Below are 25090 nucleotides of genomic sequence, written 5' to 3' on the forward strand. Positions count from 1 at the left end.
TATTATAACATTTGTGTTGTTGATTTTATAGTAGAAGGGCTTATAATTTAATCACATGATGGTTTGCGATTCATAATATCAGCCGTGCAAAACAAAAAAGATGAATAACATAAAAACGACAAAACAAAAAAAGATAATAAATATATTTTCATGCGTAATCTTTATAATACTGCTTTTTTCTTTAACAAACACCTCGAATGCGTCAATATTTCAAGACACGCAAAATAATCTCCATTGTATACTGAAGAACAACTATTTCAGATCAACTAATTTTGGAGAAACATGGAAAGAATTTACCTTGCAATCAACATTTGAAACAAATGGTATTATTCAAGAAAGATCAAATGGAATATTATCTTTCTTCTGGGTGAAAAACAAAAAATTATATGAAAAAGAGAGTAAAAACAAAGGTTCGGACTTTTCCGAGCCAAGACAAATCCTGCAAGACTTCTCTCCCCTCTCTTTCTTTATAAAGATAATAAATGGAACGTCTCATATAGTATATCAAAGGGAAAACACTATTTTTCATAGGTTTTCAATAAATAATGAAAAAAAATTCTCCGAGGACCAAATATTAAGCAGTTTTCCAACCATTGAAGGCTGGAGTTTTTTTGCAGATGAAAATGTTTTAAGAATAAACATCGTATCGAATAAAAAAATCTATCAAATAGAATCAATCGACCAGGGAAATACATTTACAAGTCCGGAACAAATATATTACAGTAATAATGATATAACCGAAATAGCAAGTTCTCTTTTTGTTTTCTGGATTGAAAAAAAGGCAAATACCTGCAAAATACTTTTTCTTGAAGGGAAAAATACTGAGCCTACAAAAATATATGAGTCAACAGAAACATTATCAGATCTTCAGGTAAAAGCAACATCCCAATCCATAATTATCTCTTTTAATGAAAATAAATTCTCAAAAAAAATACCAATGATTACAAGACTTTTTACAAATGGTCAAATAATCAATCAACCCAAAGAAGCAACTAATTCTCCTTATGAAGATGGAAAATTTGTTGATTGCTTAACAAAAGAGAATAAACTTATAGTGTTTTTAACTTCAGATGATAACACATTAAAAAAAGAAGAATTTGGAAATTATCCTCCGGAGGTAAAAACAACTCTCCCTGAAGACGGATTTATTACAAATTCAAACAAAATTCTTTTTAAGTTTTTAGGATCAGATATTGATCAAGACAATCTACTATTTGAGATTAAAGCAAATAAATATAAAAATCTTAATCCCGACAAGCCCTTAACTTTCAAAGAATTGACATCAGAAGCAAAACTAGAATTTCCAGATGAAGAAGGTGACTATTATTTAGAAACATCCGTAACAGATGGAATTGCAAAAAGAGACTCAAAAGAAATCACAAAAATTATTATTGATAAGACTCCTCCTGAAATTATTATTACGAAGCCTTTACATAATCAAATTACGACAAATTCGGAAATAGAAACATCATTTCAAACGTCTGAAGAATCATACATTAAATTAAATGGGAAAGATTATTACCTAAAAAAGGGAGATAAACTATCAACTCTTATTATGTTAAAAGAAGGGGAAAACAAAATAGAGCTAACAGCTATGGATAAAGCTGGTAATGTAACAACAGAATCTTTATATGTCACTTATAATGCAAATGCCCCTGTGATTTTAATAACCAAACCAACACCTATGAGCTGGTTTAAAAGCGGTTCCACAATATTTTTAGAGATTTCTATATCAGATAACAACAATGATGTTGAAGATTTGCCAACAATATCAATTAATAGCAAAGAAGTCTCGGCCTTTCTTATAAATGACACTTCCCAAAATAAAATCAACGGTTTCATTGAACTCCCTGAAAACTTGAAAGAAGGCCAAACCCTTTTAAATTTAACTGTCAAAGATAAAAACGAAAATACAGGAACAAATCAAATCACTTTCGGCATAGATAATAAACCCCCTTCTCTTATAAAAAAATCAATCTATGCTGATTATGATAAAATAAGCATTCCAATTGATGAATCAGGATCCGGTTTAGACTCAACATCCATAAGATTAAAAGTCTACCAAGGAAGTTTAGAAGTATCAGGAAAGATAGAGATTAAAAATTCATTGATTGAATTTACCCCATCTACTAAGTTAACCAAAGAGAGCTACACTCTGCAATATTCATTTTCCGATAATGCCGGAAATCTTGCCAGTCCTGAAAGCTTTAATATAATGCTTACTCCTGACACTAAAATTTTTGCAACAACAAATACCTCCTATTCATTTCAAATTACAAATCTGCAAAATGGACCTAACCCTTTCAATCATGATAAAGATCAAGCAATCATCATAAAATATATTTTATCTTCCTATCCTGCCAACATTGAATTTTACCTGTTTTCCATAACAGGGAAGTTATTATATAAAACATCTTTTCTTGCAACAAACACAACAGAACATATAAACTTTAGGGGAGTCGACAACTACGGAAATTATCTTTCACCAGGAGTTTATCCTTATATCCTGCAAGCAAAAGATAACTACGGAACAAAAGATTTAAAACGCGGAAAAATTATAATCTTTTAGTTTTTCCTATAAGAGCAAAAAATAATGAAATCTCCTCAAATATTATTCGAAATATACTTAGATATGTATTTAACTCAATCATATAAAGCATCCTATAGCTCTGAATTATATAATCCCCATTTGCAAAGATATTTACTTAGAGCAGCACAATTACGTACTCACGGAGATTCAAGCGGTTCAAGCCTATCAACAAGAACTCTAATAGAATCAAATCTACTGTTAGTGGTAAGTATTGCACACGAACACCATTTATCAACTGGTTACCCATTGGATGACCTAATACAAGAAGGAAATATAGGCCTTTTTAATGCCGCTCAAACATTCATTCCGTCCAAAGACACAAAATTTTCTACTTATGCCGCAAACGGAATTACAAAAGCAATACGAACAAAACTAAAAGCATTAAGAAAATATCAAAGAGAAGTTTCAGAAGATGAAATACCAAGACCACCATATCATCACATAACACCTGAAAAATTAATTTCTGAAAGGCTGCATTTTTATCTTAGACTAGGAAATCTCTCTTCAGAAGAAGCAGAAATAATTAAACTGACTTTGCAAGGATATGATACCCCTGAGATAGGAGCTAAATTAGGGGTATCAAAAGCGGCTGCCGGCCAAAAAAGGACAAAAGCTTTGTTAAAATTAAAAATTATTGATGCAAAACGACTTCCGGCAAAGTTACTTTTGGATGATGTTTTTATTGAAAAATTATTTGAATATAAAGACGATCATTATCTTATCCTCAAACATGACTCTTATGAATCAATTCGTTTAGCAAAAAGCTTGATAGAAGATGAAGATTCTTTATATACAATGTTATGTATTCTGGATACAAATCACGCTCAGCAGGTAAAACGTCAAAAAATCAAATTGCGGCAGGCAGCTTAACCCCGATGGGGCTGTTACATAATGGTCATTCCCGTGAAAACGGGAATCTATTTTTCATAAAACAACCCCGATTATAATAATCGGGGTTAAGATGGATCCCCGCTTTTGCGGGGATGACAAATTGCAAAAACTATTATTACGCAACAAGCCCCCGATTAGGATAATCGGGGTTAACTTAAAATGCCCCATGAGCTGTCAATACAACAGGAATTGTTCTAAAGAGAATTTTAACATCCAACCACAATGACCAGTTTTCAATATAGTAGATATCAAGCCTTACCATATCCTCAAAAGGAAGTAGCGAACGGCCCGACACCTGCCACAACCCCGTAATTCCGGGAGCAACTCTAAGCCTTTTCTTGTGCCATGGAGAATAATTCTCCACCTCTCTTGGAAGCGGAGGTCTTGGCCCTACTAAACTCATCTGGCCCGCAAATACATTAAATAGCTGCGGAAGTTCATCAATGCTTAGCCTCCTAATCCACCTGCCGATCCTTGTCATGCGAGGATCATTTCTTATCTTAAAGATATGGCCCTCAACTTCCGATTTATCTTTTATATTTAAAAGCATATTTTCCGCTTCCTGAACCATTGAGCGGAATTTTAGCATGGAAAAATCTTTTCCATCCTTGCCTATCCTAATCTGCTTAAAAAAGATAGGCCCATTAGAATCTAATTTTATTAACAAAGCAATTAAAATAAAAAATGGAGACAAAAATAATATTAAAACAAAAGACATGACAACATCCACAAGTCGTTTAATAAAAGCATTAAACCCTGCCAATCCTATCTCAGAAATTGTAACTAAGGGGACACCTCCAACCTCATCAACACTAACCCTGGATGCTATTATTTCAAAAATTCCAGGGACTATTTTAAAGCTGATCCCCAAGGATTCACATTCCGTAATAAGATCTAATATTCTTTGATAAGGGATCCTACTTGTTGCGAATATAACCTCTTGCGCCGAAAGCTTTTTTATTAATTTCAACAAATCGGTACTATTTCCCAAAACCGGTATCTCATGAAAAACTTTTCCATTTTTTTGCGCATCATCATCAATAAAGGCGACAGGTTTTCTCTCTAGTGTTTTATCGGACATAAACCTCAACCCCAAGGTTTGCCCCATATCTCCAGCGCCAACAATTAATACACTTTTTAATCCAATCCCTTTTTGCAATAAAAGCCGCTTTACCAATCGAAGAAGGAAACGAAAAATAAAGAGAGATAAAAAAGAGATAATCCAAGCATTTAAAATAACCAGCCTGGAAAACCAGAAGCCACGATACAAAAATAAAAGCCCGAAAAGAAATAAAGAAGAAAACGTAACAGATACAAACAAAAGAGCTGCTTCATCAATAAAATCGCTTATTTTTTTATCATATAACCCGAATAACTTAAAAATAGCAAGCCATAATAAAGTTATAAAAACTAAAGTTCCAAAATAATCCTTAAAAAGAGCCGCCTTTTCAAAAACTATAAAAGTCATTACCTCAAACCTTAGGTGATATGCCAATAAAAAAGAAAGATTTATCAAAACAGCATCAATTAATATTTTCATTATTGCCCAAGCATCAATTTTGCGTATTCATTATTTGGATCTAATTGTAAAGTTTGCTCAAATTCCTCTTTTGCCCTGATGTTATTGCCCTTCTTCTTATAAATAATCCCAAGACCATTATGAACCTGAGGATTTCCAGGATCGGAAATCAGTAACTCCTGAAACATATTAAATGCTTCATCCAGCGCTCCCTGTTCAATCTTTTCAAGAGCAACTTTTATTTTTGGTTCTGAAAGACCCGGATTTATAAAATATGCCTTTTTATAATAATCTTGAGCCTCTTTAATTTTTTTCTCCTTTTCGCTTATTGCAGCCAAAACCAGGTACGCTTCCGCATAATAAGGATCCACCTTTAAGGCATTTTCCGCATACTCTTTAGATTTCTTCAAATTACCATCCATAAATAAAATTCTAGAAGCAATATAAAAGTTATCCGCATTGTAAGGATCAACTTTTATTCCATACTCAAAAGTATCCTGCGCCTCTTTATGAAGCATTGAGACTTCTTCCTTTTTTCCTGTTAAAGATGCATTTAAAGCATCTATTCCCTTATTAGTTACAGTTCCACCCTCAATTGGAAAGGTTTTCAAAGATTTTTCAAACCAAGGCAAAGCTTCCTGATATCTTTTATAATCCATATAATTTTTGCCCATTTTAAAATACTTATCTGCATTAAACTGCAACATAAACACATACCCTAAAAAACAGATGAAAACAAAAAGGATAAAAACATATAACCAAGGAACACTATCCCAGGAGATATCTCGTTCATCTTCTTTATCCGGAATTGAATCAACATTAATTAAAAGCGCCCACAAAACCCAAAAAAGAGAAGTAATAGCCAAAACCCCAAAACTAAACTGGTTTTGTATAAGATAAGAAGTAATAGCCGCAATAACTGCAACAATAAATACTTTTTTATCAGCATCAACCGTTTTAATCTTTTTAAAAGCAAATTGATAAATCAAGAATAAAATAAACAGGTAAACAAAAAATGTTATTAACCCCTTTGTTGAAGGAACGTCAAACGTTTCATTATGGCAACGATCCTGTTTTACGTGAAAAGCCTCTTTAAAACGGAAAAGATTTGTTTCGTACCGGGGGAAAATCATCTTTAAAACTTCAGGACCAGTCCCCCAAAAAGGCCTGTCCGCAATTATTCCAAAAGCGCTTTTCCATGTCTCTCCCCGAGATCCGGCCGCTCCAGAGATAACTACTTTTTTCTCTGAATCAGTCTTTTCTTGCTGTGTTTGGGTAGAAATAACATCTTTTAATTTTATCTCTTCAGAAAACCTTCCAAATGGGGAATATTTCGGATTAACCGCAGTAATAATTGTTATAAGAAATATTACCAAAAACAAGACAGAAAGAATTTTCCAGTTTTCAAAAAATCTCTTTCTTGGCACAAAGATAATCAATATAGTAGCTCCAACTATCAACGCAAGATAACCTCCGCGACTTTGAGTATAAAAAAGACAGACATAGTTTAAAACCAGACTGATTGAAACTAAAATTTTCAATACAATATCCGGCAACTTATTGTAAGTATAAGCAAATCGTAGCGCGGCAAAAGTCATTGCGGCAAAAAAGAGATACCAAATAAAAACATTACTCCCCGACTGGGAATATACCATGACGATAAAAAGCAAAGGGACAGCAATATAGTAAACAATGGGTAAAAGCTTATCTCCTATTAAGTAAATGTCATCTTTTTTTATCTCTTTTTTAGAATTGTTTTTAACTTTTGAAGAAAAATTGCCATTGGCTGGCTGATTATAAGTCAAAACAAAATAGAACATAAGGAAAAAAGACATGCATACGTAAGCCGCAAGAAAATTAGGCTGACCTATTGTTGCAATAACTCGTTGCCATGTTACAACCCCACCCCAAACATATGGATCTATGCCTTGACGCTGTATTATTGCATATATAGACATGGCAACCGACGCGGGAATTATAAGTGCAATAAAACTTTTTATCTTATCAAAACCTCTAATATAATGTACAGCAATAAAAAACATCAACCCGTATGAATACCAAGTTATTAACCCTTCATAACGCCCGTAAAACCCAAAAAGACTTATAAGAACATGTACGGATGTTATGGTAGCAGTCGTCGCACATAGCAAATAAGATAAAACGGGCCAATCAAGTATTGTCCTTTTAAAATTATGTTTTCCTCCAGCCATAAGTTTTATTCCCCAAACAGTTAAAATGATTAAAATAAACAATCTTATTGTCCATGATTTAGTTCCTGAAAAAACTATACCGATACGACGATCAAATATAACCGGAGACAAAAACATCAAAGCAAAAAACAACCATTCAATCGCTCGATCAAAGTATTTTATTTTCATATAAAAATCTCCTCATATTTTTTTTAAATATCTCTTTACTAAACTTTTCAGAATGTTCTCTTAATTGTTTTTTATCAAACTTCATCTTTTCGAAACATTTAACCGCTTCTATCAAAGCATTTATGGTTTGTTCATAAAAAAAGACACCTGTCTTATCTTTTATTATAGTCTCTAGCGCTCCGCCGGCCGCATAAGCTATTGTTGGTCGTCCTGAAGCCGCAGCCTCAAGCGGAACTATCCCAAAATCCTCTTCCCCCGGAAAAACAAGCGCCCTGCACCCTAAATAAAGTCGCTTAAGCTCTTTTTCTGATACTTTTCCAAGAAAAAAGATATTATCCCCAGCTATCTTTTTTAAATTCGCTAAAGCAGGGCCTGCTCCAACAATTTTTAAAGGTAATTTTAATTCAGAAAAAGCTTTCACGGCCAAATCTATATTTTTGTATGCTGCCAAACGTGAAACTATTAAGAAATAATCCCCATCTTCATAAGACACCCTAAATTCATCAACATTTACAGGTGGATATATTATATCAGAATCTCTTTTGTATATCGACTTTATACGTTCTTTAATTTCTTTTGATATAGCAATAAAATAATTAACTCTTTTGGAAGTAAACAAATCCCATAGCTTTAAAGGATAAAGGAAAAAAGGGAGAATAAGCTTAACTAATAAAGATAGGTCTTCTTTTTTCATATAATCTTTATATCGCCAAACAAAGCGCATAGGGTTATAACAGTAACAAACGTGTGTCGCATCTTTACGTTTTCTCACCCCTTTTGCATAAGCAGAACTTGAAGAAATAATAAGATCAAAATCACGAAGATCAAAACTTTCAAAGGCAAAAGGATAAAACATAAAATATGCTCTAAAATTCTTAAAAATAAAAGGGAGCTTTTGCATAAAAGATGTTCTGATCTCCATAGATTGAAATTCTTCAGGAAAATTTTTAGAGTTATAAATAGAAGTAAAAATTGGAGCATCAGGAAACATCTCATGCAATACAGCAACTACCCGTTCCGCCCCGCCAAATTGATGCAAATAATCATGCACTATAGCGATTTTCATTATTTAATATTTTTCACATGCCCTTTTTCAACCAGATATTCTTGTAACCCTTTTTCCCAGCTTGGCATACAATCCAAACCTATTTCTTTTAATCTCTTATTTTGCAAAACAGAATATTTAGGTCTTTGAGCTTTAGCTTCATAATTTTTAGAATTAGTTTTTTTTATATTTACCCCCACCCCCAAAATCTCAAAAATCTTATTTGCATACTCCCACCAAGTACATTCACCGTTATTGGTAACATGATACAATCCGTAATATTCCGTTCTAATTAATTTATTTATATTCTCAGCTAAATTACGGGTATAAGTAGGCGTAATTGTCTCATCGTCAACAATACTTAAACTCTCCCCATTTCTAAATCTTTTTATCATGTTTTCCACAAAATTCCCCCCCCCCTTTCCCAAACATCCCGCAGCGCCATACAAACCAGAAGTCCTTACAATAAAATATTTATCACACAAATATCTTATAAATTGTTCTCCTGCTAACTTAGAAATGCCATAAGCTGTTTTTGGGTTTGGAATATCATCCTCAATATAAGGGGAACCTTTGTCACCATCAAAAACATAATCCGTAGAAATATGAACAAGAAGAGCTTTTATGCCTTTACACGCCAAGGCTAAATTTTTAACTCCGTGGGAATTAACTTTATATGCCTCAAGATCATTATCTTCGCAATCATCCACACGATGATAGGCCGCGGTATTAATAATAATATCAGGCCGTATTTTTTTTACTACTGTATCACAAACAAATATGTTTGTGATGTCAATGTCAGAAATAGTAAGCGGAATTTGTTCCCTCTTATCTATAATTTTGCATAAATCTGAACCTAATTGCCCGTCCGCGCCAATAATTGCTATCTTCAAAATCTTTAACTCCTCTTTTTCAGATTCCAAGTACAGGCAACCGACTACCACACAACTAAAAAACTTTTCCTATAACTTTAAGTTTTTGTTCCATAGATACAAGTAATTTCATCCAATCAATATTATAATAAATAGGATTTCGAAAGTCTGTATATTTTCCGGAATGCAATATATTATAAATCTCAAGAACCGCCTCTTTTACATCATGAATCGCTTCAAACCCCAATTTTTTATTTATCTTTTCTCCGGAAATTCTATAACTTCTCGACTCCTTATTTCCGAACAAAACCTCAACATTAACAGGAATAAAATCCTTTAAGATCTCTTTTACCCAGTGGCCCAATTCTAAAATTCTATAATTCTTATGCACCAGATTAAATATCTCCCCGCAAACTTTATCTTCGGAAGCATTTATTCCTTCTATATGAGCCAATGCTACATCTTTTACATGTACCAAAGGCCGAAAATTATCTCCTGCACAATAGACAAAAATGTTTCCTTTGGAAAAAGCATCCTTAATCATGGTATTTACCACAAGATCCCATCTCATACGCGAAGAAAACCCAAAAACAGTAGCTTGCCTAAATATAACAGGACAAAATTTCGAAGACACCATAGATAGCAATCCATTTTCCGCATTTAACTTTGACTCGGCATATTCCGATTGAGGGTTCGGCTTATAATTTTCATCGGCAATCGTATCAACATGAAATCCTATTATTGCCGCCGAACTTGCAAAAGTAAAACGAGATACCCCTTTTTTCTTACATGCTTCCGCAACACGCATAGTACCATCAAAATTTATCTCTTTATTAGCTCTCGGATCAAATTCCGCGGTAGGATCATTGCTTAGAGACCCCAAATGGATAACAGCCTTTACGCCATCTAAAACATCTTCCGAAAATTGCCTGACATCCCCCTGTATTAAATCTATCTTATGCTTAACCCCTTCTAAGGCAGAATCTCCAAAATAAAGTTTATCAAAAACACGAACCTTCTCCTCACGGGCAAGCAACTCTTTAACCAAAACAGCTCCAATATACCCCGCACCGCCTGTAACCAAAACAATTTCTTTTGTCATAACAAAACCCCTTTAAGAAAATGAAAAATGAAAAACAATATGGTTATTAATTTTATCCTAAAAAAGCTCTCCATTCAATAAATAGTGAATTAGCTTAATGTACTCAAAAGCTATCGGCTCCGTATCTTCTCGCCTTGTCCACCAGGAATCTGGGTTTAACGCAGAAGCTTGAACAGGATAGCTCAAAACCCTTATGTTTTCCTTTAAACAGTATTTACGAGCAACAGCTCGAGCCCGTCTTGCGTGAAAGGGAGATGTAACTAAAATAATTGTCTTGGCGTTAAGCCTTTTTAAAATTGGAATTGAATATTTAATATTTCCAAGGGTTGATAATGATTTTTCTTCCATAAAAATATTTTTAGGCGGAACACCTAACGCAATTGCCTGGCTTTTCATATTTTGAGCGCTGGTTAATTTCCATATAATCGGGCCTCCGCTCATTAATATCTTGGGAGCATAGCCTTCTTTGTAAAGTTTTACGGCTTGATCAACCCTCTCCCCATTGCTATCTCCCGCAAGCACCAAAATAACATCGGATTTTTCAGGCTTATCCTGAACCACCAGAAAATCATACATTTTATCAAAAATAAAAGGATGAAATAAAACAACAAAAAGAACAAGAGCAAAAATTACGATAAAAATTTTCTTAAACATCTTTACCCCCGAAAGAATAATGCTTATGTCCAAAATAACTAGTAATAATAACAAGCCCTATGACAAAAATTTGCGCAATAACAGGACTTATTTTAAAAAACTCGACAATAACCGGCAACAAAACTAAATTCAAAATAAAAGCCACTCCGTAAACAAGATAAAACCTAATATATTCCTTCAAATAATCTCCTTTTGTCTTAAAAACAAAAAATTTATATCCGACATATGCGTTAGTTATGCTCAAAATGTTGCTGATCACCAGCAAAAAAAGATAATGAACATACAAAGAAAACAAGTAATACAATAAAACAAAAGAACCATAACCAAAAATTGTATTCCAAACACCTACAAGTAAATACGCGATTTTTTCTTTATGATTTATTAAAATTTTCTTCACATTAATTTTTAAAAATTGATACGCTCTTCTTCAATAACAAGAGGCCTTTTTAAAACCTGGGTATGAATAGAACCTATATATTCACCTATTATACCTATAAAAAACAGTTGGACAGACGAAAAGAAAAACAGGCCTATTACCAAAGGAGCAATACCAACATCAAAATTATTCCAGAAGATAAGTTTATAGATCAAGTAACCAAAAGCCACAAAAATACTCATAGTTGAAACAAAAAAACCAAGCATCGTAGCTAATCTTAACGGAACTTTTGAGTAACTGGTAATGCCAAGCATTGCAACATCATACAGATTATAAAAATTATTTTTTGCCCTCCCCTTTTCTCTTTTAGGCTGAGCATATTCTATTTTTGCAACCTCAAACCCAATTTCACAAATAAGGCCTCTAAAATACGGATAAGGATCTTTTATCGTTCTTAGCACATCCACGATTTTTTTATCGTATAATCCAAAGCCAAAAAAGTTTTTAATTTGTTTAATCTCTGAAAGTTTTTCTATGATGTCATAAAAAAGATTTCTAATGCCAAACATCAAAAAAGATTCCTTACTCTCCTTTTTCACCCCCACAACAATTTTATACCCCTCTTCCCATTTTTTTAAAAAATCCGCTATCATCTCAGGAGGATCCTGCAAATCCGAAGCTATATTGGTAACAGCATCCCCTTTTGCCTGCAAAATAGCATGATAAGGAGACCGAATCCATCCAAAGTTCCTGCTGTTAACTATAATCTTAACTCTTTTATCTTCCTGCGCTATTTTTTTTAAGATACTAACCGTTTTATCTTTTGAATCGTTATCGATAAAAATATGTTCATAGGAATATTGTGTAAGGCCCTCAAAAACTTTTTTAACCCGCTTATACACCTCTTCAATATTTTCCTCTTCATTATAAGAATGAGTAACAACACTAATTAATTTCATATTAAAAAATCTCCATTTTATTTTCCAAGATATTCTTCTATCTGATTAAAACAGATTGCTTTTACATCCTGTTTTTGCAGATAACAGTTTAGCCAATCAATGATTTTATCAAGAGCAGTTTTCAATGTCCATTTCGGATCCCAGTTTAATCTTGTTCTTGCTTTTGTTGAATCCAAGATCAAACAAGTCGTTTCATGGGGATGATCATTTGAATCAATTTCAAATCCATCTCCTTCTCCCAATCGCGTATACAAGTAATCTAAAATCCACTTAACAGATTTGATGTCTTTCTTGTCCGGCCCGAAATTCCATGCTTCTGAATATTTTTTGCTGTTTTCAACAAGTTTTTGAGCCAATATAAGATAACCGCTCAATGGCTCTAAAACGTGTTGCCAAGGTCTTATCGAATTCGGATTTCTAATAAGAAGCTTTCTCTTAAACAGAATAGCCCTGAAAAAATCGGGAATCAACCTATCTTTCGCCCAGTCCCCACCCCCTATAACATTCCCGGCTCTTGCAGTTGCGATTCCAATAGACCCAAAAAAAGAATCTCTGTAAGCAGATGTTACAATCTCCGAACAGGCTTTGCTGCTGGAGTAAGGATCATGCCCACCCAAAACCTCATCTTCTTTATATCCTGTTTTCTTCTCCCTATTTTGATAACACTTATCTGTCGTAACATTTATAACAGCCTTTATGCTTTTACAACTTCTTGCAGCTTCCAAAAGGTTAACTGTTCCTATAACATTGGTAGTATAAGTTTCAACAGGATCTTTATATGATGCTCGCACTAAAGGCTGCGCTGCCATATGGATTACCACATCAGGAGCAGCTTTTAACATCGACTTTTTAAGTTCCCTACCATTCCTAACATCATCAATTACAGAAGTTATTAAATTATCAATACTACAAAGCTCAAACAAATTAGGTTTTGTCGGAGGTTTAAGCGCATACCCCGTAACCTTAGCGCCTAAATAAGAAAGCATTAAACATAGCCATGAACCTTTAAATCCGGTATGACCAGTAACAAAAACTCTCTTATTTTTCCAGAATATTTTATTGACCAATGTTTACTATTATCTTTCCTTTTTGTAAAACGTTATAAATACCTTCCGCATCCAATTTCAACATTTTTAAAATTTCCGATCTCGTGCCATGTTCTATGTATTGGTCAGGAAGGCCAAGCTTCAAAACAGGTTTATTGATCTTGTTTTCACTTAAAAGATCGATAACAGCGGAACCAAACCCGCCATTAACAGAACCTTCTTCAAGTGTCACAATAGTTTCAAAACTGGTAACCATTTCTAAAATAAGATCTTTATCAATAGGTTTTGCAAAACGCGCGTTTACAACAGTTGTATCACCCATTCTCTTGGCTACTTCCATTGCAGTATAAACCATAGAGCCCAAAGCCAAAATCAAAACTTTAGGCAAACCAGATTTTGAAACGACCTCAGCTTTAAAAAGTTCCATGTTTTTAAAATTATCATCAAGTCTTGTTGCTATCCCTTCACCTTTTGGGAATCTAATCGCCACAGGAGAATTAAGATTTATAGCCGTAAAAAGCATGTGTTGCAATTCATTTTCATCTTTCGGAGCCATTATTATAATGTTAGGAATAGTCCTAAGATAAGAAATATCAAAAAACCCATTGTGGGTTGGGCCGTCTTCTCCCACAATCCCCGCCCTATCTACAATAAAAACAACAGGCGCATTTTGCAAACAAACATCATGATGAATTTCGTCATATGCCCGTTGTAAAAAAGTTGAATAAATAGCAACTACAGGTTTTAATCCCCCTTTTGCAAGCGCTCCTGCAAATGTCACAGCATGTTCTTCCGCAATGCCAACATCAAAAAATCTGTTAGGGAATTTTTCCGCGAAGAGTTCAAGCCCTGTACCATCAACCATGGCGGCTGTTACCGCGACTATATTTGTATTCTTTTCCGCGATTTTCGCAATCGCCTGACCAAAAACCTGGGTATAGGTTTTCTTATGATTGCCATTTTTCAATGTTTTTCCCGATTCTATGTCGAAAGGACCCGTACCATGAAACTTTGTCGGATTTTCTTCCGCGGAAATATATCCCTTCCCTTTCTTGGTCAAAATATGTAATAAAACCGGCCCATTAATCTCTTTTGCATGATGAAGAGTGCTCATAAGAAGTGGAAGGCTATGCCCATCAATCGGACCGAAATACTTAAACCCCATCTCTTCAAAAATAACATCAATTTTAAGTCCTGTAACTATATGGCGGGTCCTCTCTTTTAATTTTCGTGCAGATTCAAAAAGAGACTTTCCTTGAGGAAGTTTTTTAACCAGATTTTCCACTCTACCGCTCAACTCGTTATAAAAATTCGAAGTACGCACAACAGTCAAATATTTAGAAAGCGAACCCACATTTTTTGATATGGACATTTCATTATCATTTAATATTATAATCATGTTGCTTTTTAAAGAACTCGCGTTGTTAATTCCTTCAAATGCCAAGCCACTGGACAAAGCGGCATCTCCAATAACAGCTATCACAGAATAATTTTCACCTTTTATATCTCTTGCATGAGCCAACCCCAATGCCTGAGAAATAGAAGTAGAGGCGTGACCTACCGTAAAAATATCATGAGGGCTTTCGGAACTATTTGGAAAACCGCTTATTCCTTTGAATTGCCGTAAAGAGTAGAACTTGTCTTTTCTGCTTGTCAATATTTTATGGGCATAAGCCTGGTGCCCCACATCCCAAATTATTTTATCTTTTGGGGATTCAAAAGTAGAATGAAGGGCAATAGCAAGCTCTACCGCTCCAAGACTGGAGGCAATATGTCCGCCAGTTTTCGATACAACTTTAATTATAATTGCCCTTACTTCATCTACCAATTGTTGCAATTGTTTTGCAGATAGATGCCTTAAAGTTTCAGGCAATTTTAGTTCATCCAATAAACGTTTCATAATTAATCAAATTAAAAAATGATTGTATATGCTAATACAGCGGTAATAACTCCCAAAAGTCCTCCGATAAAAACTTCAAAAGGAGTATGGCCTATAAGCTCTTTCATTTTTTCCTTTTCAGAAACTTTTTCCGAGTATATATCTTCTATGATTTTATTGAGTACAACAGCCTGCTGACCCGCCGCAAAACGAACCCCCATAGCATCATACATAACAATAATTGAAAAAACCACAGCTACCGCAAAAATAGGAGATGAAAACCCTTCCGTTAAACCTATCATAAGAGTCATCGCGGACGACATGGACGAATGGGTAGAAGGCATCCCCGCGGCTTGAAAAAAATGGCTGGGATTAAATTCTTTATCCTTAAAATAATAATAAATTATTTTTAAAGTTTGAGAAAGCAAAAAAGCAATTCCACCTGTTAGCAGCGGCACATTTGATAAAAGCATTGTTATCGTATTCATTTATTTAAAACTCCATTTAAAAATTTGAGACTGTTGCGTAATGACAGTTTTTGCGATTTGTCATCCCCGCGAAAGCGGAGATCCATTTTGTTTCCTGAGAAATAGATTCCCGTTTTCACGGGAATGACCATTTCGCAACAGTCCCAATTTAGTAAATAAGCAATGAGTTATCACTTTTCCCTGTTTACCACAAAATCAGCCAATAAAACCAAATTTTCAGCCTTTTTACCAAATTGATTCAAAGCTTTTTTTGCCTTTTTTGAATGAAAAGAAGCCATTTTTTTTGCTTCTTCCACCCCTAAAATTGAAACATAAGTCGATTTCTTATTTTTTTCATCCAACCCGGCAGGCTTTCCTAATGCTTTACTGTCAGACGTTGCGTCTAGTATATCATCAGCTATTTGAAATGCCAACCCCAAATGATATCCATAATTAGAAAAGGCTTTTAATTGCTTATCTTTGGCTCCTCCCAAAATTCCCCCGATTTTTAAAGATGCCTGTACAAGAGCCGCTGTTTTCAAAAGATGCATCTCTCTTAATTTTTTCAAACCAACGTTTTTCCTTTCTGCCTGTATATCTATAACCTGACCATATACAACATTAATTAAAGCGCGGGACAAGCAAGAGATAACCTGCGCCACCTTCGCGGGTTTACAATTTTTTGCAATTACTTCAAATGCAAGAGTATTTAAAGCGTCTCCCGCCAACAACGCTATATCTTCACCAAAAATTTTATGACAGGACGGTTTCCCTCGTCTCAAATCAGAATTATCCATACAGGGAAGATCATCATGTATTAAAGTAAAGGTGTGGATCATTTCTATGGCGCAAGCAGCGGGAATTACATCGGCTTTTTTGCCACCGCAAATTTTACAGGCCTCCAGGGACAAATAAGAACGGAATCTTTTGCCGCCAATCATAGCTGAATATCTCATGGCAGAAGACAAAGATGATTTATCTTTCGGGAGATATCTTTTTAGCGCGGCATCTATCTGTTTTATAAATATTTTGTCCACTGACTAAATTATTGCATAAGATAAGATTATGGGCAAATATTTTAGCCCGAATTATTACATCGGAATAAATAATCGGGATTAATATATTATGCGTGACGAATCAATCATTACACCGGCGCCAAACATAAGGTGATCGGAATTTGTCATCTCTAATATGCCAACGTAATAAACATCTTCATCCTCGGTCTTTGAAATAACAAGAGCGTCCTGCCCTCGTTTAGTTAAAATTCCATTCATAGCAAGATCGGAAGAGCAAGCTACAAGATTTATTATTTCAAGTTGATGTTGTTCTCTCAGTAAATAAACCACGGAGTTACTAGCATCACCAGAACAATCCAATATTGAATTAACAAAATGACTATTAGCTGTTTTCAGGATTACAATTAGTTCTGGTATGTCAGCAGATGGGAATCTTGTACAAATAACTTCTAAAGAATGAACTTCTCCTCTAGACCTTGGATGTCCAAAATGTGGATGCATAGTCAATCCTCCAATTAATCTTTTCATTAATGGTGAATCTGTCTCTCTAGGCATAACAGGAAACTCCAACCCATTACTTCTTCGTTTAAAAGTAGAGACTGGACTCTTTCCAATGTCTGTAGACCTAAAACCTGAATTAATTTGTATTGACATAATTAGCTCCTTTTTTATATTAACCCCGATTATTCACCCCAGAATCAATAACTAACAAATTGTCAAACATTACTTACGGTATGAATAATCGGGGTTAACCCCTCTTTTTAAGTTTTCGAGATTAATTAAGATAAATTTCAGGCGATTTTATTTTTTTCTCAAAAGAGGGACTGTTTAATTTTGATTAATAGAAAATTTTATAGGGATCGGAATTAAACATTTCACAAAAAAGCTAGTGGTTTGAGATAGAACTCAACAAGGCTTCAAAATGTTTAACCGTATTTGGTAACTCCAAGAAAACTTCTTCTGCTGTCTTTTCATAATATGTATGACTTGTTTCATTTCGCATGTCAACAATATCCAACCATGCTTCATCATAAGTTATTATTCCTTGCCGATACGCTTCACGAAAACATTCTTTTGGAGAAGCACAAACAATCCCCTTTTTATCTTCCAGATATGCTTTTAATGCTTTCCATGAAAGGTCAAGTGTAAACTCAAATCTTTGAATGGCAGAATCACGAACAATGTCATTTCTTGGTATATTTAAAACTTCTTTGAGACGTAAAAGAGCCCTTGAAAATTGTTGAACTAAAGCTTCAGTTTTTGTCATGTTTTTTGAAATTATAAGATTTTCTCGATATTTTGTAAAGCTATTTTTTTAAAGTCAGAAGAGACATTTTTAAAATCCACAAAATCTATTTTATACAGTATTCTAATGTTTTTCATCTCTTCTCTTATATTTCTCATTATTTCTCTTGAAATCTTTTCTTCTCCTTCTATGCCTATATCAATGTCAGATCTGTCATCTTTTGCCCCAATAACACGAGAACCAAAAAAGAAAATTTTATATTTAGAAACATCCAAATACTTTTCAAGAATGCTTAAAATATCTTTTTTTATCTTTAAAACAGGATAATTCTTTAGATACATATTGTGTAATATTATCATCAAAGATAAAGGTTGGCAATTTTTCCCGTGATACAAATTGTTAACCCCGATTATCCTAATCGGGGTTAAATTCTTACCGAAATGCCTTTATCCTGTAAATATTCTTTGATTTGCCGAATTGTGAATTCTTTGTAGTGTAAAAGAGAAGCAAGGAGAGCAGCATCGGCTACCCCTTCATCAAAGGCAGCATAAATGTGTTCAAGTTTTCCGGCGCCACCTGAGGCGATAACCGGAATTGAAACCGCGTCGGAAATCGCACGCGTTAATTCCAAATCATAACCATCTTTCGTCCCATCCTTATCCATCGAAGTCAAAAGTATCTCACCCGCGCCCAATTCTTCCCCTCGCTTCGCCCATTCAACGGCATCAATCCCTGTCGGAGTCCTTCCCCCATGGATATAAACCTCCCATGTTTGATCTCGTCCCTCGTCCTTCGACCCTCGTCCTTCTTGATTTTTCGCATCAATCGCCAAAACAATGCACTGCGCCCCAAACTGAAATGAGGCCTCTTTTATAAACTCAGGTCTTTTAACCGCCGCAGTATTAACGGAAACCTTATCAGCGCCAGAAAAGATCAATTCTCTTATTGTCTCAATATTGTTAATCCCTCCGCCAACTGTAAAGGGGATATAAATACTCTCAGCTACTTTTTTAATAACATCGAGCATTATATAACGTTTTTCATGAGAGGCTGTGATATCAAGGAAGACAAGCTCGTCAGCTCCTTCTTTATCATAGATGATCGCTTGTTCAACAGGATCGCCAGCGTCTTTTAAGTTGATAAAATTGACCCCTTTTACAACTCTCCCTTCTTTGACATCAAGGCACGGGATTATTCTTTTGGCTAACATCTATATCCCTCTTTTTTTAAAATTTCACGTTTAGCGCTTCTTCCACTTGCAAACCCGCCTATTGTACCATCTTTTCGAATTACTCGATGGCATGGAATCTCTTTTGATCGATTTTTGTTTAGAGCATTGCCGACCGCGCGGGCTGATTTTGGATTTCCAATTTGAATTGCGACCCATTCATAAGAGCGGGTCTCCCCTTTCGGAATTTTTTTGACAGTTTCGTAGACTTTTTGCTGGAACTTAGTCATTAAAATTTATAGTAATGTCTCATTTAGTTTTTCAAACAAAGGGAGATATTTCTTTATTTTAGAATAGACATCTTCCGCCATAGATTCCTTGTAAAGATGTGAAGTCTGATTCCTAGTATCAACCATATCAAGCCAAAGTGGATCGTCGGAAATAAGCCCTGCTTTAAATGCAGTTCTTATTACATCTTTTGGGAAATTTATCTCGATTACCCCTTTTTCCTTTAGATAAGCTTTCATCCCTTTCCAGGCCAATTCATAAGTAAATTCAAACCTTTGTATAGCTGAATCTCTGATATATTCGTCTTTTTTCTTTGTCATAACATCCTGCAAGCGTAAAAGGGCTTTTTTATATTGAGAGACCAGATTTTCAAATTTATCGTTCATAAATCACCTCTATATTTTTTAACGCCACTTTTTTAAACTCGGAATCAACTTGGCTAAAATCAACAATTTCAATCTTTTGCATTACAGGTAAATTGTCCATATCTTGTTGTATGTCAAGTTTTGTTTCCGAAGAAATTTTTTTCCCTGCGTCTATTCCAACATCAAAATCAGAACGGGAAGTTGCATCTCCGTTTACTTGTGAACCAAAATAGAAAACTTTATAGTGCTGTAAATTTAAATGTTTCTTTACGCTTTCTATCAACGCTTGAGTTATTTTCTCTTTAATGCTCATATGTCATATACTAACAAAAAAAAGCGCACTAAAACAACAGGCTAAACCGACTTAACCGGTCTAACATATTTTTCAATCATCTCTTTAGAATAATTAATAATATTCTCAATTGGAAAATCAACTTCCTTGCAAACATCCAAAGCATAGTCAAATTTGCCAACCATTGTGGCAATGTGGGAATCAGTCCCTAGGCAAATATTTCCCCCTACCCTTTTTACCTCTTTTAGTATTTGAACAATTCTATCTTTTGTCCCCGGACGACTCAAATATGAACTATTATTTACTTCTATTAAGATATCTTTTTCTTTTGCTGCTTCTGCCAATCTTTTAAAATTAACTGGAAACTGCGCGTTTTCCGGATGAGCAATCGCGCAAAGATGGGGATTATCCATCGCTTTTATCATTGCATCCGTGTTTTTCTCTTCCCCTTGGTTTTCATAACCACAGCGAGGATGAAATGTCGCAAGAACAAAATGTATCCTGCTAAAAATCTCATCATCAAGATCGAGTTTCCCTTCGCTGTTGATAATGTTTGCTTCAATCCCTCTTAGTATTTTCACGCCATCAATTTCAAGCGGTATCATCTGGAGATTGCAGAAATAATAATAGTGAGGTCCATCGGGCATCGCGGGACCATGATCGGTAATAGCAATATACTTTAATTTTCTCTTTTTTGCTTCTTTGATATATTCTAAAATAGTGGAATAAGCATGACCGGAAGCCACTGTATGGATATGCAGATCTGCAATTAGTTTTTTCTTTTCTCGTCCTTCGTCCTTTCGTCCCTCATCCATCTTCACTTCATCAGCTCATCGGGAATATCAAAATTAGAATGGACAGCCTGGACATCATCCAGTTCTTCAAGTTTTTCAACAAGGTTCATGGCTTTACGGGCATCGTCGCCTGACAATGCAACCGTAGTAGAAGGGATCATTGTAACTTCGGCATTTTCGGGTTCATATCCTTTTAATTTTAAAGAATCCCTTATCTGTTCAAATTTTTCCTGCGAAGTAATTACTTCTATAGAAGAGTCGTCAAGTTTTATGTCTTCTGCTCCCGCGTCGATTGCTTCCATCGAAAGGGTATCGGCATCAACTTTTGATTTGTCAAAAGAGATAGTTCCAAGCCTTTTGAAAATATAAGAGACACATCCAGCACTCCCCAAATTTCCTCCCACTTTTGAAAAGACAGTCCTAACATCGCCAAGTGTCCTGTTTTTGTTGTCAGTCATACATTCGATTAGAATTGCAACTCCCGCGGGACCGTATCCTTCATAAGTTATTTCTTCCATAACCGCGGCATCAGGCCCTGCCGCCCTATCGATCGCCCTTTTTATGTTGTCATTTGGCATATTGGCCGCTTTTGCTTTGTCGATGACAAGACGGAGACGGGGATTTCCGGACGGATCAGGTCCGCCAACTTTTGCTGCAGTTGTCAATTCACGAATAATTTTGGTAAAGACTTTACCACGGGCGGCATCGGTTTTTGCTTTAGCCCGTTTAATTGTCGCCCATTTACTGTGACCTGACATGGTTTTAGTTTACAAGATTTTTTGGGGAAAATCAATTGCTTGGATGTATTAATAATGTTATCATAAACAAAATTATTTTTGGGAGGTTACTTATGAAAAAGTTCTTGTTTCTTTTTTGTCTCTTTTCTCTTTTTTTTACAATTATTCCAACAAAAACCATAGCCGAAAATGTTGATGTAGTTTTAGATAAGAACGACGCATCCAGCTCTTTTGTTATAAAAGATTCTACAAAACAAAAGCTTATGTCAATAAACACTGACTCAAGGTCTATTGGTCTACATTGTTCTACTGAGGGATCAAATTCTTTGGCTTTAGGGGGAGCATATACTACTGCAACAAAATTATTATCTGTTGCGCTAGGCTCATATATATCAGCAGAAGCTAATCATGCTTTTGTTATTGGAGTCGGATCAAATGCTGCAAATCGTCTCACCAACACTATTCCCGACTCCTTAATGATAGGATTTGGAAATACAACTCCTATCTTATTTGTTTCAGGAGATGCAACTAATGGCACGGTAGGAATCGGAACAAGCAACCCTCAAGCAAAATTAGATGTTTCGGGAAATGTAAATTTTCTGGGAAGTGTAAGTTGTTCACTTGACAAGAGTTCGGATGTTTTTAAAATTTCAGACAGCAGAGATGATAAAATTTTCAAAATAACCAGCACAACACTTGAAATTTTCTCATTAACGTCTACCGCAAAAATAGGGATTGGAACTTCAACTCCGGGATCTACACTACAGATCAAGGGAAACACAGCTATAGGATATTCAACATCAACATCCGCACCAGCTAACGGATTAGCTGTTTACGGAAATGTCGGAATTGGAACAAATAGTCCCTCTACAAATTTAGCAGTTCAAGGATCAGCCATAATTGGAAATCCTGATTCTTACTATACCAATGTAACAGCCTCTCATGGAATTATTTTGGGCGGCGGAGGTGTTTATCAAGGTCAAAGAACAACACTAACAAATGATAAACCTTATTCTTTGATGGTAGGGTTCTTGTCCAGCGTCCCAACATTATTTGTAAGTTCCAGTGAAGGTGGCAACACAATAGGAAAGGTGGGAATTGGGACAAGCAATCCACAGGCAACGTTGGATGTTAATGGAAAGATAAACGCTAATAATATAGATACAACAGTAATAGACACTAATACTATAAACGCTATCTATATAGAGCTCTCTAGTGGTAGTTCTATAGGTGACAATATTGTTGCAAATAGTTCCTTGAGAGCTAAGTCTTTAAGTGGTCATGGCACTTTTGCAGTCGAAGCTGATAATAACGGAACACTGATATATCCTTCTTCCGACAAACGCCTCAAGAAAAATATTAAAACAATTTCTGAAAAAATGGATGTTTTAAAGAGTTTGGATAAGCTTCGAGGGATTTACTTTAATTGGGACACAAGTAAGGAAAAAGTCAAAGATATGGGGAATCAAAAACAAATAGGAATGATAGCCCAGGAAGTAGAGCCTGTTTTGCCTGAAGTCGTTGGTACAGGAAGTGATGGCTACAAATCTATTGATTACGCAAAACTGACAAGCTTTCTTGTAGAAGTAAACAAAGCACAGCAAAAAGAGATTGAAGAATTAAAATCAAGACTTCAAAAACTTGAAGAAAAAATGGGAACAACAAAATAAGGCTATACATATATTTATTGTGTTATAATTTTGTATAAGGGGAGTTGATGAAAAAGTGAATTCTGTAAAATATGATGAATTGATTGATGATCAAATAAAAACCATGACGATCCTTGAAAAAATGGAGATTTTTAACTTTGTTGAATTTTTGAAATTGAAAAAGCTAAAAGAAAATAATGCTTTCTTGGAGGCCTTAAAAGAAGGCCAAAAAATCGGCCGATGTTTAAGAATTACAGAAAAAGATATAAAAAAAGAAATAAAGGCCGTAAGAAAAACAAGAAATGGATAAATTAAAAATTGTTCTGGATACCAACATCATCATTTCAGCCACATTGACCGAAGGAGTTTCTTTTGAAATATTGAAATTATGGAGGAAAAAGATATTTAGTGTTATCACTACAGAAGAAATCCTAGCAGAGTATTGCTCAATTCTTTCTCGCGAAAATTTTTGCCTGCCTATCGCCATAATAAAAACAATAATTGATGAGTTTAAAAATAACTCTTTAGTCATAACATCCAAATCCCAATTAAATCTTATAAAAAACGACCCGTCTGACAATAAGTTCATAGAAACAGCGGTTGATAGTAAAGCAAATTTTATTGTTTCAGGTGATAATCATTTACTTGCGTTAAAAAAATACAAAGATATTATAATATTATCTCCAAGAAATTTTTTAGATGTGCTGGAGAGTGAAAACCCTTGAAGAAAAAATAGGTAAATGAGGATAAAAAAACATACAAGTTGTTGCGTTTTAGACTCGATTATTAGATAATGAATGCTAATCTAAAAAAGAAGGAGATTTTCTTGTTGGATAGACATAAAAACAAGCTCCTGATGTTCTTGGTTTTTCTGATCTTTATTTTGTTTTCTCCATCCGTTTTTGCGGCAGGCATCAACATCCCTTCAGGCTCAATTTTAAATTTAAACAGCGCAACTCTTTCCCTCCCTGGCTCTCTGACAATTGGAGGGACATTAGTTATGTCTTCGGGTAAGATAAATTTAAGTGGTGATTGGAATAATCAAGGGACTTTTACAGCAGGGACAGGAACGGTGTTTCTTGCCGGAGCTAGAGGTTCAACTCAAAATATTCTGGGGGAGTCCCGCTTTTATAACTTATCATGTGCAACCGCCGGAGTAATTTTAAAATTTGAAGCAGGTAAAGAACAGGCTGTTCTGCCTGGAGGGTTAATAACTCTGAAGGGGACGTCAAAAGACGACCCTCTTTATCTTAGAAGCTCAATAGACGGATCAAGCTGGCTGTTTGATCCCCTATCACAAGCAAATATCACCATATCTGCCGTAGATGTAAAAGACTCTACGAACAAACAAAACTTCTACATCGATCCGCCTGATTCTCAAGACAGTGGAAATAATATAAGGTGGTTTACTTCTACGACCGTAAACGGAACGATAACTCTTTTTATAAGCAGAGAAAACAATAATATAAAAATAAGCTGGGATCCAAGCGGACTCTCTTCCCCGCCGGATATTTACTTAATAACTGGCGATGGATCGGGAGCATACACAAATACCACTAATTTATGGGTCGCAATCACGGATACATCTGTTTCTGCCGATTTTGATATAACAAATATGCCCAACGGTTACATTATTCATAAAGACCAGGTTGGTGCGGGAACATCCGAAGCTTACTACAAAGGGTTGACGTCAGGATCAGAGAAAGAAACTACCCTTCCAACCGCGCAGGCGGTGGGGAAATTCAACCTACAGCTTC

26 protein-coding genes and 1 pseudogene are annotated in these 25090 nt (G+C 35.1%); 6 read left to right on the plus strand and 21 right to left on the minus strand.

The window, feature by feature from the left end; genetic code table 11:
* The first annotated feature begins 100 nt into the window (after window positions 1-100).
* Both A2290_04490 and A2290_04495 read left to right on the plus strand, forming a co-directional pair.
* The gene (locus tag A2290_04490; protein ID OGC16337.1) at window positions 101-2569 is read left to right on the plus strand and encodes a hypothetical protein; all 2469 of its coding nucleotides are present in this window, start codon (window positions 101-103) and stop codon (window positions 2567-2569) included.
* A 267-nt stretch (window positions 2570-2836) separates the two neighbouring features.
* Window positions 2837-3460, plus strand: a complete 624-nt coding sequence (locus tag A2290_04495) for a hypothetical protein (protein ID OGC16338.1) — start codon at window positions 2837-2839, stop codon at window positions 3458-3460.
* Between the two features lie 175 nt (window positions 3461-3635).
* Here A2290_04495 and A2290_04500 read toward each other — a convergent pair whose 3' ends face one another.
* From A2290_04500 to A2290_04600, 21 genes are all read right to left on the minus strand, one after another.
* The gene (locus tag A2290_04500) at window positions 3636-5021 is read right to left on the minus strand and encodes a hypothetical protein (GenBank protein ID OGC16339.1); all 1386 of its coding nucleotides are present in this window, start codon (window positions 5019-5021) and stop codon (window positions 3636-3638) included.
* Window positions 5021-7378: a hypothetical protein gene (locus A2290_04505; protein OGC16340.1), complete on the minus strand. Its 2358-nt coding sequence runs from the start codon at window positions 7376-7378 to the stop codon at window positions 5021-5023. Before A2290_04505 ends, A2290_04500 begins: the two co-directional genes overlap by 1 nt.
* Complete coding sequence (locus A2290_04510; protein ID OGC16341.1) at window positions 7359-8444, minus strand: glycosyl transferase; 1086 nt, start codon at window positions 8442-8444, stop codon at window positions 7359-7361. Before A2290_04510 ends, A2290_04505 begins: the two co-directional genes overlap by 20 nt.
* Window positions 8444-9316: a dTDP-4-dehydrorhamnose reductase gene (locus A2290_04515; protein OGC16364.1), complete on the minus strand. Its 873-nt coding sequence runs from the start codon at window positions 9314-9316 to the stop codon at window positions 8444-8446. The genes A2290_04510 and A2290_04515 overlap by 1 nt, the downstream gene beginning before the upstream one ends.
* A 55-nt stretch (window positions 9317-9371) precedes the next feature.
* Window positions 9372-10397, minus strand: coding sequence for a hypothetical protein (locus tag A2290_04520; GenBank protein OGC16342.1), 1026 nt, complete (start codon window positions 10395-10397; stop codon window positions 9372-9374).
* 57 nt (window positions 10398-10454) lie between these two features.
* On the minus strand, window positions 10455-11051 hold the full coding sequence (locus A2290_04525; GenBank protein OGC16343.1) for a hypothetical protein: 597 nt from the start codon (window positions 11049-11051) through the stop codon (window positions 10455-10457).
* Window positions 11044-11337: a hypothetical protein gene (locus A2290_04530; GenBank protein OGC16365.1), complete on the minus strand. Its 294-nt coding sequence runs from the start codon at window positions 11335-11337 to the stop codon at window positions 11044-11046. The genes A2290_04525 and A2290_04530 overlap by 8 nt, the downstream gene beginning before the upstream one ends.
* Window positions 11338-11456: 119 nt before the next feature.
* Window positions 11457-12386 (minus strand): dolichol monophosphate mannose synthase, encoded by a 930-nt coding sequence (locus tag A2290_04535; GenBank protein ID OGC16344.1) that lies wholly within the window; start codon window positions 12384-12386, stop codon window positions 11457-11459.
* Between the two features lie 17 nt (window positions 12387-12403).
* A complete protein-coding gene (locus A2290_04540) occupies window positions 12404-13453 on the minus strand; it encodes a CDP-glucose 4,6-dehydratase (protein ID OGC16345.1) in 1050 nt (349 codons plus the stop codon).
* A complete protein-coding gene (locus tag A2290_04545) occupies window positions 13443-15332 on the minus strand; it encodes a 1-deoxy-D-xylulose-5-phosphate synthase (protein ID OGC16346.1) in 1890 nt (629 codons plus the stop codon). The genes A2290_04540 and A2290_04545 overlap by 11 nt, the downstream gene beginning before the upstream one ends.
* An 11-nt stretch (window positions 15333-15343) precedes the next feature.
* A complete protein-coding gene (locus A2290_04550) occupies window positions 15344-15799 on the minus strand; it encodes a hypothetical protein (protein OGC16347.1) in 456 nt (151 codons plus the stop codon).
* Between the two features lie 170 nt (window positions 15800-15969).
* A complete protein-coding gene (locus A2290_04555; protein OGC16348.1) occupies window positions 15970-16815 on the minus strand; it encodes a hypothetical protein in 846 nt (281 codons plus the stop codon).
* A gap of 78 nt (window positions 16816-16893) precedes the next feature.
* Window positions 16894-17448 (minus strand): hypothetical protein, encoded by a 555-nt coding sequence (locus A2290_04560; protein OGC16349.1) that lies wholly within the window; start codon window positions 17446-17448, stop codon window positions 16894-16896.
* 232 nt (window positions 17449-17680) lie between these two features.
* Window positions 17681-18061 (minus strand): nucleotidyltransferase, encoded by a 381-nt coding sequence (locus tag A2290_04565; GenBank protein ID OGC16350.1) that lies wholly within the window; start codon window positions 18059-18061, stop codon window positions 17681-17683.
* 11 nt (window positions 18062-18072) lie between these two features.
* Entirely contained in the window at window positions 18073-18381 is a 309-nt protein-coding gene (locus tag A2290_04570) for a hypothetical protein (protein ID OGC16366.1), read from the minus strand.
* 83 nt (window positions 18382-18464) lie between these two features.
* Window positions 18465-19250 carry an imidazole glycerol phosphate synthase subunit HisF gene (locus tag A2290_04575; protein OGC16351.1) on the minus strand — a complete coding sequence of 262 codons (786 nt, stop codon included), beginning with the start codon at window positions 19248-19250 and terminating at the stop codon, window positions 18465-18467.
* Window positions 19244-19498 carry a hypothetical protein gene (locus A2290_04580; GenBank protein ID OGC16352.1) on the minus strand — a complete coding sequence of 85 codons (255 nt, stop codon included), beginning with the start codon at window positions 19496-19498 and terminating at the stop codon, window positions 19244-19246. The genes A2290_04575 and A2290_04580 overlap by 7 nt, the downstream gene beginning before the upstream one ends.
* Window positions 19499-19504: 6 nt before the next feature.
* A complete protein-coding gene (locus A2290_04585; GenBank protein OGC16353.1) occupies window positions 19505-19882 on the minus strand; it encodes a hypothetical protein in 378 nt (125 codons plus the stop codon).
* Window positions 19872-20174 carry a hypothetical protein gene (locus A2290_04590; GenBank protein OGC16354.1) on the minus strand — a complete coding sequence of 101 codons (303 nt, stop codon included), beginning with the start codon at window positions 20172-20174 and terminating at the stop codon, window positions 19872-19874. Before A2290_04590 ends, A2290_04585 begins: the two co-directional genes overlap by 11 nt.
* Window positions 20175-20215: 41 nt before the next feature.
* Window positions 20216-20968, minus strand: a complete 753-nt coding sequence (locus A2290_04595) for a hypothetical protein (GenBank protein OGC16355.1) — start codon at window positions 20966-20968, stop codon at window positions 20216-20218.
* 2 nt (window positions 20969-20970) lie between these two features.
* Window positions 20971-21705 carry a transcriptional regulator gene (locus tag A2290_04600; GenBank protein ID OGC16356.1) on the minus strand — a complete coding sequence of 245 codons (735 nt, stop codon included), beginning with the start codon at window positions 21703-21705 and terminating at the stop codon, window positions 20971-20973.
* A 92-nt stretch (window positions 21706-21797) separates the two neighbouring features.
* On the opposite strand from A2290_04600, the gene A2290_04605 reads away from it, so the two are divergent.
* From A2290_04605 to A2290_04620, 4 genes and pseudogenes are all read left to right on the plus strand, one after another.
* Window positions 21798-23354 (plus strand): hypothetical protein, encoded by a 1557-nt coding sequence (locus A2290_04605; protein ID OGC16357.1) that lies wholly within the window; start codon window positions 21798-21800, stop codon window positions 23352-23354.
* 55 nt (window positions 23355-23409) lie between these two features.
* On the plus strand, window positions 23410-23643 hold the full coding sequence (locus A2290_04610; GenBank protein ID OGC16358.1) for a hypothetical protein: 234 nt from the start codon (window positions 23410-23412) through the stop codon (window positions 23641-23643).
* Window positions 23636-24058 carry a putative toxin-antitoxin system toxin component, PIN family gene (locus A2290_04615; protein ID OGC16359.1) on the plus strand — a complete coding sequence of 141 codons (423 nt, stop codon included), beginning with the start codon at window positions 23636-23638 and terminating at the stop codon, window positions 24056-24058. Before A2290_04610 ends, A2290_04615 begins: the two co-directional genes overlap by 8 nt.
* Before the next feature lie 131 nt (window positions 24059-24189).
* Window positions 24190-25090 (plus strand): annotated as a pseudogene (locus A2290_04620) (hypothetical protein).

This window comes from candidate division WOR-1 bacterium RIFOXYB2_FULL_36_35 (assembly GCA_001771505.1).
Lineage (GTDB): Bacteria > Margulisbacteria > WOR-1 > XYC2-FULL-46-14 > XYC2-FULL-37-10 > XYB2-FULL-36-35.